Raw genomic sequence first — 13,732 nt, 5'->3', positions numbered from 1 at the left:
GATTCTCAGATCTCGTAGATGCGGTGCGGATTGAACAGATCGGGCGGCACGTGCAGGCCGAGGGACTCGAACTTCTGCACGAACTTCGGACGGATGCCGGTGGCCGCGAACTTGCCCTTGACGCGACCCTGCCCGTCGATGCCGCTCTGCGTGAACGCGAAGACGTCGTTCAGCGTGACGACCTCGCCTTCCATGCCGGTGATCTCCGACAGGCTCGTCAGTTTGCGCGTGCCGTCCGACATACGCGTCATCTGGATCAGCACGTCGATGGCGGATGCGATGTAGTGACGCATGGCCTTGGTCGGCAGATTGAGGCCGGCCATGGCAACCATCGTCTCGATACGGGTGAGCGCGTCGCGCGGCGTGTTGGCGTGGACGGTGGTCAGCGATCCGTCGTGACCGGTGTTCATGGCCTGGAGCATGTCCAGTGCTTCGCCGCTTCGAATTTCGCCGAGGATGATGCGGTCGGGGCGCATACGCAGGCAGTTCTTGACGAGATCGCGCTGCGTGATTTCGCCCTTGCCTTCGACGTTCGGAGGACGCGTCTCGAGCCGCACGATGTGCTCCTGGCGCAGCTGCAATTCGGCCGAGTCCTCGATCGTGATGATGCGCTCGTCGCCGGGGATGAACCCGGAGAGGATGTTCAGGATCGTCGTCTTTCCGGTGCCGGTACCGCCCGAGATGATCACGTTCAGGCGGGCGCGGACGATGCGCTGAAGCACTTCGCCGATCTCGGGAGTCAGCGACTTCTTGTTGATGAGGTCGCCGAGCATCAGCGGGTCGCGGCTGAACTTACGAATCGAGACCGCCGGGCCGTCGAGCGACAGCGGCGGAATGATCGCGTTGACTCGGGATCCGTCCGGAAGGCGTGCGTCGACCATCGGCATCGACTCGTCGATGCGGCGGCCGACGCCGCTGACGATGCGGTCGATGATCTTGCGCAGGTGAACGTCGTCGCGGAAGCGGCAGTCGGCGCGGTGCAGCTTGCCCGCGCGCTCGACGTAGACGTTCTGGTAATTGTTGACGAGGATGTCGGAGATGGTCTGGTCGTTCAGCAGCGGCTCGAGCGGTCCGTATCCGAGCACCTCGTTCTGGATGTCGACGACGAGCTGCTCTTTCTCCCGCATGTTGAGCGGGACTTGTTCTTCCGTGAGGATGCGCTGGATGAGGCGGCCGAGCTCGCGCTTGAGAGACTCTTCGTCGAGAGCAGCTGCTGCAGAGAGATCGAGGACTTCGATCACACGCTCATGGACGCGGCCTTTGAGCTCGTGGTAACCCGCCAGCGAAGGGCTGGCTCCCGTCAATCCCTTTCCTGCACTTGCCGGCAATCCCATCGCTGGTCCCTCCCTTCTCCCCCGTGACGGCTGCCGCCACTCGCGTGTCTATATAGCACAGCCCTCGCTGTGAACGTCAGGCTACCGATGGTGTCGGCTTCGTGATCCGGTCGCTGACCGACCGGAACATGCCCGACAGGAACGACGTTCGTGACGCACCGGACTCCGGCGTGTACAGCTCGGCGGCGATCTTCTTGATCTCCTTCGACAGTGCAGACCTCGGAGCGTGGCTCACCACCGGCTGCCCGCCGTTCAACGCGTCGACCGCCGCCTCGAAATCCTGCGGCAGCTTCCACTGCGCCTTGAGACCGAGAACCTTGCGGGCTTCGGTCAGGATCAGCTCGTCGCGATCGGCGTAGCGATTGACGATCAGGCTGATCACGTTCGGGTCGAGCCCGGAGCCTTCCTCACCGCGCAGCGCGTCGAGGAGGCGTTTGGTGCGGCGCACGACCGGAACCGTCAGCACGGCGACCAGCAGCACGTGCGTCGACAGCGTGAGCGCAGCGTACGAGGACATGTCGATGTTGTGGCCGCAGTCGACCACGACGAAGTCGAACATGCTGCGCATCATTTTGACGCAGCGATCCACGCATTCGGACGTGACGTGCCCGCCGGACAGCTCCGAATCGCCGAGCGGAAGCACTTCGACGCCGGATGCGTGCTTGGACAGCATCTCGCTCAGGAACGCATGGTCGAGGCGCGAAAGGTCGAGGTCGAGATCGCGCAGGCTGCGGATCGGGTTGATGTCGAAGAACGCCGGGACGTCACCGCCGCGGAGATTGAGATCGACGATCGCAACGGCCGCGCCGTTGGCCCGCAGCGCGGCGGCCAGGCTCGCTGCAATCGTCGTCGTGCCGATGCCGGCCTTGCCGCCGACGATCGAGATGACCTTGCCGCTGCGACGCGTATCGACGGCGCCCGCCTCGACGTGCCGTTCGCGAAAACGCTGGAAGGCCTGCTGGACTTCGTCCGGCCGCAGGGGCTGGGTCAGGAACTCCTTGACGCCCGCGCGCAGGACCTCGAGCAGCAGCTGCGGATCCATCCGCGCGGAGGTAATGAAGATCTCCGTCGACGGCGAGGACTGCTGGACGGTCCGGATGCGAGCGAACGTCTCGTCCGGATCGGTCGCGTCGAGCTCCAGAACGAGCAACTGGGGAAGGGAGGTTTCGTCTTCGCGGCGAAGCACGAAATCCGGCAACGCCCCGACATACTGTTCCAGCGCCTGCCGAACGCTGTCGTTGTAGATTTCGAGTCGTACCCCAATTCTTCCCGTCATTCTCTCTCTGCCTTCAGGCCCGGAACTGGTCCGCTATTGGACCATACCCGGGCTGCCAACCAGGGTACCATAGTCGTCGCCGCCGCCTTCGCCAAAGTCGACGATGTTACAGTCGATGGTGGCATCGATCGTATTGGCCGGCGAAGTCGTGACCGAATAAATATAGGCTGTCGCGAATCCGACGATCTTGATCGCTCCCTGCGGGTTGGCGCAATCGGCGGCTTCGTAAACCGGCACGATCGTCGTCCATGTACCCGAGCTGTTCTTGCTCGTCTCGTAGAGCAGCTTCATGTTGTTGAACGCTGTCGCAACCGCGCCCCCGGTGAACTGAAAGCTGTCGACGTTGGCCTCCACCGGAGGACTGACGTAGCTGCCCGACTTCAGATCCGTGAGAATGCTCTTCAGCTTCGCGGCGCTTGCCGGCTGCTCGGTGTACGTGTGCCAGCCGGCGCAGCTCTGCGAGTTCGTAATCGTCTCTCCGGTCTGGGGACCGGTCGGATAAAGACGGATGCCGTGTCCGGCAGTGTCGTGCTTGCCGCACGGTGAGTTCCTGGCGGTGAACCAGAACTTCGAGATGCCGACCGGAATGCCGAGCTTGCCGGAAGGCACCTTCCTCAGCGAAGACAGCGTCGATGCAGACGATGCCTGGACCGAAAGGCTGTTGATTCCGAGAACCCGGCCAAGACCGGTGGCGAGAACACCGTTGACGTTCTGGTCGCGACGCGCGGTAACCTTGATTCCGGTAACGCCGGTTCGCGCAGGAGTAGTCGGCTCGAGCTCACCGTTCTCCTTGTTGAACTTGCCCCAGATGATGTCGTCGTTGGTTCGAATCGTGATCGCGACACCTCCAGCCTTGTTGAGCTGGCTGAACGAGTTCACTTTGGCGGCGACGCGAGACTGCTCCGAATCCGTCAGGTAGTGGTACTTGTAGGAGTCGGTCGTCGACCAGCCATCCTGCTGCTGGTAGATCAATGCCAGCTCGCGAGTGCCGGCCAGCGTCCCGGTATCGGCAACGTTCTGGAGCTGGGTCTTGACCACCAGTCCATAACCGATGTCGACCGCGAACGCTGCGATACCGATGATGGCGACGAGGACGACCGCCATGAAGATCGTCGTCGCGCCCTTCTCCCGGCTGATGTTGTTTAGGCTGTTCATTGCACCGTCTCCTGTTGGGGTTCATCACGCGGTGCGCGAGCCAGCAATCTGGACCGCGGTATTCTCAGCCGCGATCAGATCGCCGCGCTGTGACTGAACCCGGACGTTTTCAAACGTCCCCCACCTGTTTCGATCACTGCCCTCCAGCAAATGGCGTCCCCGAACGCCCATTCCCTGTCATCTATTCACACTGCATCGACACCGTGGCGGAAAGCGTCTTGGACGCATTGACCGTCGAGCTACCGTAAAAAAGCTTCGTCAGATTCGAGACGACCTGAAAGCTCGATGGATAGGTCGCCGTCACGGTCAATGTCTGGCCCGCGGCCGTACACGGACAATTGTTGGTGCACGTGACGGTCCGCGAAGTATTGCTCAATCCGACACTGGTCATATACGCCTTGACCGCATCCGTGATCTCCGTCGACGTCTTTCGCGGCGTGGCCATCACGACTCCCTTGCGAGCTCCTTCACGAACCGCACTGGTAAGCTCCTGCTGATACCAGAGCGCGAGCCCGAACTCGAAGACCCCGAACAGAACCAGGAAAACGATCGGCATCGCCAGGGCGAACTCGATCGCAGAAGCCCCTTTCTCGCGATCTTGGGTCCGTAACATCACCGTCACTATCCTTGCGCTGGTCGAGCAACCCGGATCATCCCGTCAGTTGCTCGAAATGCCGGCCAGGCCGGCAAACGTCTGGGCGGCCTTGGTCTCGGCCGTCCTTTCGAAACTCTGAACGTAAGTCGTGTTGACCTGTTCCGCCGCAGGGCCATCCAGCCCGGCGACGACCCTCTGGTTCTTGCCGGCTTCCGGATTGAGGATCTGCGCCTGGGCGACCTGCGGTGCGCGGTACATGTCGTACATGTCCTTGCCCTGCTTCAGGTACCCGCCGCATCCCGTGAGAAGAAGTGGACCTGCGACGGCGATCGCGACAACCCGGCCGATGATCTGATGAGACTTGTGAGCTTTCATGTCGTCCCCCTTCCTACGGGTTTACGTGGCCGAAATCGCCATCGAAACTGTGCGAGGCGCTGCTGCCGCCGGCCGGAGCGGTAGAACCATGCGGCGGTGCGATCTCGGTCTCGGTCGTCTCGACGACCGTTTCCGTCTCCACCGTACGCGAGGCCGCCGTCTTCTCGAGCTTGCCGAATCCGTAGAAGTCGAGGTCGTTCGGCTCCGTGAAATCGTCCGTCGGGAGCGAAACGGCCTGGGCGTCGATCGGCTTCACGAGATGGGGCGTCACGAGGATGATCAGCTCGGTCTCGCTCTTCTGGAACTCGGACGACCGGAACAGGGTCCCGAGGATCGGCACGTCGCCGAGCACCGGGTACTTGGAGAGCTTCTCGCGGACCGACGACCGGATCAGGCCGGCGATCGCGAAGCTCTGGCCGTCGCGGAGCTCGACGACGGTCGAAGCTCTGCGCGTGGTGATCGACGGAATGATGAAGCCGTTGAGCACGATGGCATTGGCGAAGTCGAGCTCGGAGACTTCGGGCGCGACGCGCATGCTGATCACGCTGCCGCCGAGGACGGTGGGCGTGAAGTTCAGGCCGACGCCGAACTTCTTGAAAAGGATCGTCGTGGTACCGAGAGCCTGGGGCACGGGCACCGGGAACTCACCGCCGGCGAGGAAGCTTGCTTCCTGGCCGCTCAGGGCTACCAGCGTCGGCTCCGCGAGGATCTTCGCCAGGCCGTTTTCCTTGAGCGCATCGAAGAACACCGTCCAGTCGTCGCCGCCCGTCGTGAAGCGCACGATCGCGTTCGCGGCAACGGGCACGTAGCCCCACGGGGCGGCCTTGCTGGCCGCAGCCGTGATCGATCCCGGCGAGAACACGCCCTGTTGTGCGATCGCCGAGATGTCTCCGAGTGTCGTCGTCGCCCACGTATCGGAACCACCGGCGAGGTAGCCGATGTTGATGCCCAGCCGGCGGACAAGCTCGCGGGTCAGCTCGGCGACGCGCACTTCGAGCATCACCTGCTGAACGCCGCCGACCTGCAGGAGGTTGACGACCTTGCCCGGCGCGTAGGCCTCGGCGACCGACAGGACATGCGACAGTCGCGTCGTGCTCGAAACCGTTCCGGAGACGGTGATGTGGTCGTGACTGGTCGACACGCGCAGCCCGGTTTCCTCTGGGAAGAGCGTGTAGAACTGCTCCTTGAGCTCGCTCATGTCCGGATGAACGTTGATGCCGTAGACCTTGTAGACCTCGGTCTCCGACTGCCACAGCGTCAGGTTCGTGATTCCGACCCCTGATCCCGTGACGTAGATCTGTCGCGGCGAGAGCACCACGACGTCCGCGACGGCAGGATTGGCGAGCGAGGCCCGGGTAATCGGAACCGGACTTTCGACGATCACGGACTTGCCGAGCGTGATCTCGAGACTGCCGGTCGGGCTCACGCCCTCGGTTTCCCCGTTTGCTCCTCGAGCAGCGAGCAGCAGGAGCGCCGGAAATACCAGTGCCCTCGCAATTTTACGTACACTACAAATTCTACCGCTTGTCGCCGCCGTCATCGGTGCCCCTTCCCTTTTAGCTTTCACAGCAAATCCAGTGCCGCCTAGAACGGAACGACAGTGACTTCCTTGCCGCGGATAAGCTGCACGCCGACATTGAGCGTGCTTCCCCGCTTCTTCCCTGTCTCACCACCTTGGTAGCTGCTGAGAAGAGTCTCGATCGTTGCACCCGGAGTCAGAGCCTCTTCCTTCGTCAGCGGGCTGCGCAGAGCGAGCCGGAATTTTCCGCGGGTCGCCGCGAAGGCCAGCTTCTCGGCTTCGGCGGGCGTGACTTCGAGGGTGATCACCTGAACCGGCATCGCGACTTCGTCTTTTCCCGTGCGGACGAGCTCGGTACCGATTGCGAGGACCAGGGTGTCGGCAAGCACGAGCTTGGTGATTCCCTTGGTCTGGTTCTCGCCGTCGTCCGTCGTGTCGACGGTCACGAACAGGTCGACGTGGTCGTTCGGCTTTACGAAGCCTGCCACGCCCACCTCATCGTCGACCTTGACGGACATTGCCCGCTTGCTCGGATCGACCAGCGCGGCGACGCCGTGGGTCGCGTCGAGTGCGGCAAGCTTGGTCTGAAGGATCGCCTCGTTCTTCGAGACGTCCACGATAGCCACGCGGCCGACGAGTGCGCTCATTTCCTCGGCTTTGAATGCGCCGTTGGGAAGCATGTCGGCTTCGAGCTTGGCCGGACGAAGCATTTCGAGGGTCAGAGTCGACCCGCGGGGAATGTCGAAGTTGGCAACCGCGACATCCGTCTTGACGGTAGTGTCTTCGACTTGTGCCGGCTGTACCTGCGACTGCGAACGGAGCCAGCGGTACGCAATGCTGCTGGTAGAGAACGCGATGATTGCGGCCAGACCTAGAAGTAAAAATGGACGATAGCGACGCATAGACCCACCTCTTTATTACGATCGACCACCGGACTACGGAGCCCCCAAGAACTGCTCCGTGGCCACGCCTAACGCCATCGCAATGGCGTAGCGGAGCCTCGGATACGAACCGAGAGACGCAACCAGCGGCTGCACATCCCCCCCTGACAGAATCAGAGATGTCCCCTCAAGCCGCAGGCGCCGGCCGGTATCCGACCAGCCTCCGCGAGTCCACATGGAATATACAACAATACCGAGAGCGTAAATACCGCCGAACAGTGCCGTATACAGGAAGATCCACAATACGCGATACGGGCCGGTGAAGGCACCGATGGCGGCCATGAGCTTGACGTCCCCTGCGCCCATGCCGCCCTTCACGTAAAAGAGGATCAGTATTGTGAATCCGGCCAACCAGCCGCCCAGTCCCCACATGACGCCCTGCATCCCGCCGATTGCGGACTGGAAGCAAAGCGCCAGGACAGTTGCGGGCATCGTCAGCCAGTTTGGAACTCGCTGATCGAGCAGGTCGGTGATTGCCGCCGTAAGGACGGTCCCGACAAGCGCCACCTGCATCGCGAACTCCACTCACTCCCCCTTTCCCGGCATCCCCGGCATCCGCTCATCCTTGCCTCGGCCGAACCGAGGCAAGCATGAGCTCCTCTTGACGAATGTCCCGCCTACGACAGCGAGGTCGAAACCGTGCTGAACGTCGACGAGAGCTTCGTGCCGACAATCTTCATCGATGCAAGCGCAGCGATGGAGATCAGTGCGGCGAGCAGGCCGTATTCGATGGCGGTTGCACCGCTCTCGTCGCGAATGAACCTGGAAATCTCAGTCATGTTCCCCTCTCCTTTCTTTGTTTTGGTTCGGACAAGTTCACTGGTTGGACTGTCGGACGGCAGCTAATAGCAAAGCTGGTGCCACGGGTCACTACCGGTTCCCCGATTCTTTCCATTGGCCTCCGTCTCGTATCGGAACGCGTAGCCTGCGTCACAGTCGGTCGGCCGCGTTCAAGATCGCGCCAGGGCTCACATCGAGCTTCCCATCTCAAACACGATTGGTGCAGTGAAAACCCCGCACTTCATGACCGATACACCCGCAGGGGATGCGGGGGTAATCCCGCATCATCCGCGAGGACACCGTCGAAGCTGGCATACCCGGTGCCAAGCCGGCGGGCCACGGGGCCGGGTCGGCCGGCAGGGCAAAAAAAAGCTCGCCCCGGCTTTTGGCCGAGGCGAGCTTTGTTCGGAGTTGCCTTGGTTTTCAGTCGATTACGAGAGCGACGCTCCGACCTTGCTGAAGGTCGTCGACAGCTTCGTTCCGACAATTTTCATGGAGGCAAGCGCGGCGATGGAGATCAATGCGGCCAGAAGCCCGTACTCGATTGCCGTCGCGCCAGACTCGTCCTTGATAAAGTTCATCATGATGCTTTTCCCCTTCTCTTTCTTTGCGTTGTTTTGTTGAGTCCGGAGTTGCAGAGAGTCTGTCGCGCCGAACTCGGCGGAATACTAAGCAAGGAGGATGCCAGAACTGAGAATCCTCTCCCCGTGAGAAATGCCACCAGGTCCGGGCGAAAAAAAACCGCCCTGGTCCTTTCGAACCAGGGCGGTTGCTGTTTCGCAGACCTTACCGGTACTTACGACATCGAGGCGCCAACCGTGCTGAAGGTTGACGACAGTTTCGTACCGACGATCTTCATTGCCGCCAGAGCTGCGATCGAGATCAAAGCAGCCAGCAGACCGTATTCGATCGCCGTTGCACCGGATTCGTCTTTAATAAAAGTCATCATGGTTCGCTTCCCCTTTCTGTTACTTGCCTTGTTTTGATGAGATCGACGCTTCTACGAGAGCGTGGCACCGACTCTCACCGATAACCTAGCAAGGAGAATGCCATTCGTGAACAAATCCGCAGGAGATATCCGTGGTTTGTGACCAATCCCGGGCATTCCCTTGCATTGCACACGCTCGCCCGTCGGCCGTTCCTGCGAAAAAGCCGCCGTGGTCACTAGGGACCCAGGCGGCTTCTCGAGATGCGGCCAAAGCGAGTTACGACAGAGACGCGCCGACTTTGCTGAAGGTCGTCGAAAGCTTGGTGCCGACGATCTTCATCGAGGCGAGCGCAGCGATCGAGATCAAAGCCGCCAGAAGACCGTATTCGATCGCCGTGGCCCCACTCTCATCGTTCAGAAATGCAACAAAATTTCCCATGTTCGTACTCCTTTTCTTTGTTTTATCGTGACTCGTTCTTTGTTTTGTCGTGACGCTGGGGACGAATCCCGAGGTCACGCGGCAATGTTAAGCCATTTCGGGGGGTCGATGCCAACGGAATGTGAAATCTCCCACCTTCCGTGGCTCGGAGCGGAAGCCCGGCCTGCGCTAGCCGGCCAGCCAGGCTCGCGGCTGCGCGCGACGAACATCGTGCTTTCGCAGCAGCCGCTGAAAGTCGCGACGCTGCATGCCGGCCAGTCGTGCAGCCCGGGACACGTTGCCGTCGACGGCGGCCATGACCTGGACGAGGTAGGTTCTCTCGAACTGGCGGACCATTTTTTCTTTCGCATCACGAAAGATCTCGTGTCCACTGGGAGTTGTGACCCCGTTCCCATCGTCTTTCAGCGTCTTTTCAAAGTGATCGTCCGAGGATTCGCGGGTAAGGCCGATGTCTTCCTCACGGAGCTCCAGTCCCGCCGACAGCAGGACTGCCCTCTCAACCATCGACTGCAATTCGCGTACGTTGCCGGGCCAGTCGTGTCGCTGCAGACTGGCAAGAGCCTCCGGCGTGAAATGGACGCCTTCCTTTCCGTAGACGCTGCCGAAGATGTTGGCGAAGTGCTGGGCGAGAACGGGAATGTCGTCCTGTCGCGCACGGAGAGGAGGCATCTCGACCGAGAGCACGTGAAGCCGGTGATACAGATCGGCGCGGAAGTTCCCTGCAATGATCTGGCTGTCGAGGTCGACGTTGGTCGCGGCGATAATGCGAACATTGGCGTGCAGGAGCCGTGTGGATCCGAGCACACGGTATTCACGGTTCTGCAGAAACCGGAGGAGTTTTGCCTGGGCCGACAGGCTCAGACTGTTCAACTCGTCGAGGAAAAGCGTTCCTCCTTCCGCCTCGGCGAGAAGACCTTTGCCCGGGGCTCCGGCTCCCGTGTAAGCACCGCGAGCGTGGCCGAAGAGCTCGTTCTCGACGAGATCCTCCGGCAACGCTCCACAGTTGACGGGGATGAACGGCGCCGCGCTTCGGGAGCTCACCGCGTGAATGGCTTTCGCAATGAGCTCCTTGCCGGTGCCCGTTTCGCCGGTGATCAGCACCGTTGCGTCCGAAGACGCAAGCCGCGGGATCTTCCGCAGGACTCTCTGGAACGATTCGCTCTTGCCGACCAGACCGTCGGTGACCCGCCGTTCCGCAGGTTCCATACCGGCTGCGATAGCGCCATTGGGCGTAGACGCTGACACCTCAAGCGTAGCGCCTTCCGACATTTCCTTGACCTCCATTTCAGCCCCCTCGAGCACGAACTATCCCTGCGGTGACGCTCTCCCCAGAGCCCCGCGGGCGCGGGTTGGTCACTGCGATCTGCAGCGAAAATCCCGCACGGCATAGATACCCCAAATGCCCGGGTGTGGGAAAGCGTTAGTTGGGATTTTGTTGAGGGAATCGGTGGTCGGGGCGAAAAAAAGGCCCGAGCTCGTGATGAGCTCGGGCCTTTAAAGAGATCCGGCAGCGTCCTACTCTCCCGCACTCAGTTGTGCAGTACCATCGGCGCTGGAGGGCTTAACTGCCGTGTTCGGGATGGGAACGGGTGGATCCCCTCCGCTATGGCCACCGGAAATGGAAGCTCGGTTTCCCGAGCCGGCTTACTGACAGCTACAAACGAGTTGGAGAATGATTCGAGGTAACTCACACATGAGGAAGACCAAGCCTCACGACCTATTAGTACTGGTTAGCTCCACGCATCGCTGCGCTTCCACATCCAGCCTATCAACCTCGTAGTCTTCGAGGGGTCTTCAGGGGACCGAAGTCCCAGGGATACCTTATCTTGAGGGGGGCTTCCCGCTTATATGCTTTCAGCGGTTATCCCGTCCGCACGTAGCTACCCGGCAATGCCGCTGGCGCGACAACCGGAACACCAGAGGTGCGTCCATCCCGGTCCTCTCGTACTAAGGACAGCTCCTCTCAAGTATCCTGCGCCCACAGAGGATAGGGACCGAACTGTCTCACGACGTTCTGAACCCAGCTCGCGTGCCACTTTAATCGGCGAACAGCCGAACCCTTGGGACCTGCTCCAGCCCCAGGATGTGACGAGCCGACATCGAGGTGCCAAACCTCCCCGTCGATGTGAACTCTTGGGGGAGATCAGCCTGTTATCCCCGGCGTACCTTTTATCCGTTGAGCGATGGCCCTTCCACGCGGGACCACCGGATCACTAACACCTGCTTTCGCACCTGCTCGAGATGTCTCTCTCGCAGTCAAGCTCCCTTATGCGTTTGCACTCAAAGGCCGGTTTCCATTCGGCCTGAGGGAACCTTAGCGCGCCTCCGTTACTCTTTTGGAGGCGACCGCCCCAGTCAAACTACCCACCATGTAGTGTCCCGAACCCGGATAACGGGTCGCGGTTAGAGGCCAAAAGCAACAAGGGTGGTATTTCAAGGGTGGCTCCACGCAGGCTAGCGCCCACGCTTCAAAGCCTCCCACCTATCCTACACATGTTGCTCCTAGTTTCACTGCAAAGTTGTAGTAAAGGTGCACAGGGTCTTTCCGTCCTTCTGCGGGTACTCGGTATCTTCACCGAGAGTGCAATTTCGCTGAGTCTCTGGTTGAGACAGTGGGGAAGTCGTTACGCCATTCATGCAGGTCGGAACTTACCCGACAAGGAATTTCGCTACCTTAGGACCGTTATAGTTACGGCCGCCGTTTACCGGGGCTTCGATTCCCCGCTTCGCTCTTGCGAGCTGACGGGTCCTCTTAACCTTCCGGCACCGGGCAGGCGTCAGACCCTATACGTCGTCTTGCGACTTCGCAGAGTCCTGTGCTTTTGGTAAGCAGTCGCTACCCCCTGGTATCTGCGACCAACGATAGCTCGGGGAGTAAATCCCTCTACCAACGCTGGCACACCTTCTTCCGAAGTTACGGTGTCATTATGCCGAGTTCCTTAACCAGAGTTCTCTCAAGCGCCTTGGTATACTCTACCCGTCCACCTGAGTCGGTTTGCGGTACGGTCACCTGGTCAACTTCCTACGAGGTTTTTCTAGGGAGCATGGGATCAATCACTTCACGGAACCCGTAGGAACCGCTCGTCATCACGTCTCAGCGTTAAAGGAGCAGCGGATTTGCCTACCGCTCCCGCCTACGCGCTTAAACCAGGATATCCAACACCTGGCTGACCTACCCTTCTCCGTCACCCCTTCAGTCAAACGTTGATTCGGCGGTTCCGGAATATTAACCGGATTTCCATCGCCTACGCCTTTCGGCCTCGACTTAGGAACCGACTAACCCTGAGAAGATTATCTTTACTCAGGAAACCTTGGACTTACGGCGAGAAGGTTTTTCACCTTCTTTATCGCTACTAATGTCTGCATAAGCTCTTCCACGACCTCCACGCGTCCTCTCGGTCACGCTTCTCAGGCTAGTGGAATGCTCCCCTACCACTCGGAAACGCCCGCAGGCGGATCCGAATCCATAGCTTCGGTGACATGCTTAGCCCCGTTGAATTTTTGGCGCAGATTGACTCGACCAGTGAGCTGTTACGCTTTCTTTGAAGGGTGGCTGCTTCTAAGCCAACCTCCTGGTTGTCAGAGTCCTTCCACATCCTTTCCCACTTAGCATGCACTTGGGGACCTTAGCTGATGGTCTGGATTGTTTTCCTCTCGCCCATGGACCTTAGCACCCATGGACTGACTGCCCGGCTACACTTGACGGCATTCGGAGTTTGGTTGGGTTTGGTACTTTGGTGAAAAGCCCTAGCCCATCCAGTGCTCTACCTCCGTCAGTGACCACCGAACGCTATACCTAAATATATTTCGGGGAGAACCAGCTATCACGGAATTTGATTGGCCTTTCACCCCTACACACAGCTCATCCCAAAAGTTTTCAACCTTCACGGGTTCGGGCCTCCATCCTGTGTTACCAGAACTTCACCCTGGCCATGTGTAGATCATCCCGCTTCGGGTCTACTCCCTGCAACTCGTCGCCCTATTCAGACTCGCTTTCGCTACGGCTACACCTAACGGCTTAACCTTGCTGCAGAGCGTAACTCGCAGACTCATTAAGCAAAAGGCACGCGGTCACACCGTTCAAAGCAAGCCTTGAACATGGTGCTCCCACTGCTTGTAAGCGCACGGATTCAGTTTCTATTTCACTCCCCTCGCCGGGGTTCTTTTCACCTTTCCCTCACGGTACTGGTTCACTATCGGTCGCAAGTTAGTTTTTAGCCTTGGAAGGTGGTCCTCCCTGCTTCCCGCGAAATTACACGTGTTCCGCGGTACTCGGGAACTCTCTCCAGCAAGGCCTGCACGTTTCGTTTACGGGACTATCACCCTCTATGGTCGTCCTTTCCAGGCTCGTTCGACTACATGCAGACTTGATGACTTGCCGGGCTACGCC

Annotated in this window: 13 protein-coding genes and 2 rRNA genes (1 of these 15 running past the window's edge); all 15 read right to left on the bottom strand. The window is 60.0% G+C overall.

Annotated features, from left to right (window positions below; genetic code table 11):
• Positions 1–5 precede the first annotated feature (5 nt).
• A complete protein-coding gene (locus tag VN634_05885; protein HXC50393.1) occupies positions 6–1,304 on the bottom strand; it encodes a CpaF family protein in 1,299 nt (432 codons plus the stop codon).
• A 106-nt stretch (positions 1,305–1,410) separates the two neighbouring features.
• Complete coding sequence (locus tag VN634_05880) at positions 1,411–2,610, bottom strand: P-loop NTPase (GenBank protein ID HXC50392.1); 1,200 nt, start codon at positions 2,608–2,610, stop codon at positions 1,411–1,413.
• A gap of 33 nt (positions 2,611–2,643) precedes the next feature.
• Positions 2,644–3,765, bottom strand: coding sequence for a Tad domain-containing protein (locus VN634_05875; protein ID HXC50391.1), 1,122 nt, complete (start codon positions 3,763–3,765; stop codon positions 2,644–2,646).
• A 181-nt stretch (positions 3,766–3,946) separates the two neighbouring features.
• Complete coding sequence (locus tag VN634_05870; protein ID HXC50390.1) at positions 3,947–4,378, bottom strand: TadE/TadG family type IV pilus assembly protein; 432 nt, start codon at positions 4,376–4,378, stop codon at positions 3,947–3,949.
• Between the two features lie 45 nt (positions 4,379–4,423).
• The gene (locus VN634_05865; protein ID HXC50389.1) at positions 4,424–4,735 is read right to left on the bottom strand and encodes a hypothetical protein; all 312 of its coding nucleotides are present in this window, start codon (positions 4,733–4,735) and stop codon (positions 4,424–4,426) included.
• Positions 4,736–4,748: 13 nt separating this feature from the next.
• Positions 4,749–6,161 carry a type II and III secretion system protein family protein gene (locus VN634_05860; GenBank protein ID HXC50388.1) on the bottom strand — a complete coding sequence of 471 codons (1,413 nt, stop codon included), beginning with the start codon at positions 6,159–6,161 and terminating at the stop codon, positions 4,749–4,751.
• Positions 6,162–6,319: 158 nt separating this feature from the next.
• Entirely contained in the window at positions 6,320–7,156 is an 837-nt protein-coding gene (gene cpaB, locus VN634_05855; protein HXC50387.1) for a Flp pilus assembly protein CpaB, read from the bottom strand.
• Between the two features lie 33 nt (positions 7,157–7,189).
• Positions 7,190–7,720, bottom strand: a complete 531-nt coding sequence (locus VN634_05850; protein HXC50386.1) for a prepilin peptidase — start codon at positions 7,718–7,720, stop codon at positions 7,190–7,192.
• Between the two features lie 92 nt (positions 7,721–7,812).
• Positions 7,813–7,974, bottom strand: a complete 162-nt coding sequence (locus tag VN634_05845) for a Flp family type IVb pilin (GenBank protein HXC50385.1) — start codon at positions 7,972–7,974, stop codon at positions 7,813–7,815.
• A gap of 432 nt (positions 7,975–8,406) precedes the next feature.
• A complete protein-coding gene (locus VN634_05840; GenBank protein HXC50384.1) occupies positions 8,407–8,559 on the bottom strand; it encodes a Flp family type IVb pilin in 153 nt (50 codons plus the stop codon).
• 212 nt (positions 8,560–8,771) lie between these two features.
• A complete protein-coding gene (locus VN634_05835) occupies positions 8,772–8,921 on the bottom strand; it encodes a Flp family type IVb pilin (protein HXC50383.1) in 150 nt (49 codons plus the stop codon).
• 259 nt (positions 8,922–9,180) lie between these two features.
• Complete coding sequence (locus tag VN634_05830) at positions 9,181–9,342, bottom strand: Flp family type IVb pilin (GenBank protein ID HXC50382.1); 162 nt, start codon at positions 9,340–9,342, stop codon at positions 9,181–9,183.
• Between the two features lie 168 nt (positions 9,343–9,510).
• Positions 9,511–10,548, bottom strand: coding sequence for a sigma-54 dependent transcriptional regulator (locus VN634_05825; protein HXC50381.1), 1,038 nt, complete (start codon positions 10,546–10,548; stop codon positions 9,511–9,513).
• A gap of 296 nt (positions 10,549–10,844) precedes the next feature.
• Positions 10,845–10,959 (bottom strand): 5S ribosomal RNA (gene rrf / locus VN634_05820).
• A gap of 82 nt (positions 10,960–11,041) precedes the next feature.
• Positions 11,042–13,732: ribosomal RNA gene (locus tag VN634_05815) — 23S ribosomal RNA — on the bottom strand; it runs 315 nt beyond the window's last position.

The sequence above is a fragment of the Candidatus Limnocylindrales bacterium genome, assembly GCA_035571835.1.
In the GTDB taxonomy this organism is placed as follows: Bacteria; Desulfobacterota; Binatia; order UBA1149; family CAITLU01; genus DATNBU01.
This window is presented reverse-complemented; position numbering and strand designations above follow the sequence as displayed.

What these genes read in the sequence shown, in the direction of transcription:
- VN634_05880 (HXC50392.1), bottom strand. Translation starts at nt 2,610, where the DNA reads ATGACGGGAAGAATTGGGGTACGACTCGAAATCTACAACGACAGCGTT.
- VN634_05825 (HXC50381.1), bottom strand. Translation starts at nt 10,548, where the DNA reads ATGGAACCTGCGGAACGGCGGGTCACCGACGGTCTGGTCGGCAAGAGC.
- VN634_05830 (HXC50382.1), bottom strand. Translation starts at nt 9,342, where the DNA reads ATGGGAAATTTTGTTGCATTTCTGAACGATGAGAGTGGGGCCACGGCG.
- VN634_05865 (HXC50389.1), bottom strand. Translation starts at nt 4,735, where the DNA reads ATGAAAGCTCACAAGTCTCATCAGATCATCGGCCGGGTTGTCGCGATC.
- VN634_05875 (HXC50391.1), bottom strand. Translation starts at nt 3,765, where the DNA reads ATGAACAGCCTAAACAACATCAGCCGGGAGAAGGGCGCGACGACGATC.
- VN634_05835 (HXC50383.1), bottom strand. Translation starts at nt 8,921, where the DNA reads ATGACTTTTATTAAAGACGAATCCGGTGCAACGGCGATCGAATACGGT.
- VN634_05845 (HXC50385.1), bottom strand. Translation starts at nt 7,974, where the DNA reads ATGACTGAGATTTCCAGGTTCATTCGCGACGAGAGCGGTGCAACCGCC.
- cpaB (HXC50387.1), bottom strand. Translation starts at nt 7,156, where the DNA reads ATGCGTCGCTATCGTCCATTTTTACTTCTAGGTCTGGCCGCAATCATC.
- VN634_05870 (HXC50390.1), bottom strand. Translation starts at nt 4,378, where the DNA reads ATGTTACGGACCCAAGATCGCGAGAAAGGGGCTTCTGCGATCGAGTTC.
- VN634_05840 (HXC50384.1), bottom strand. Translation starts at nt 8,559, where the DNA reads ATGATGAACTTTATCAAGGACGAGTCTGGCGCGACGGCAATCGAGTAC.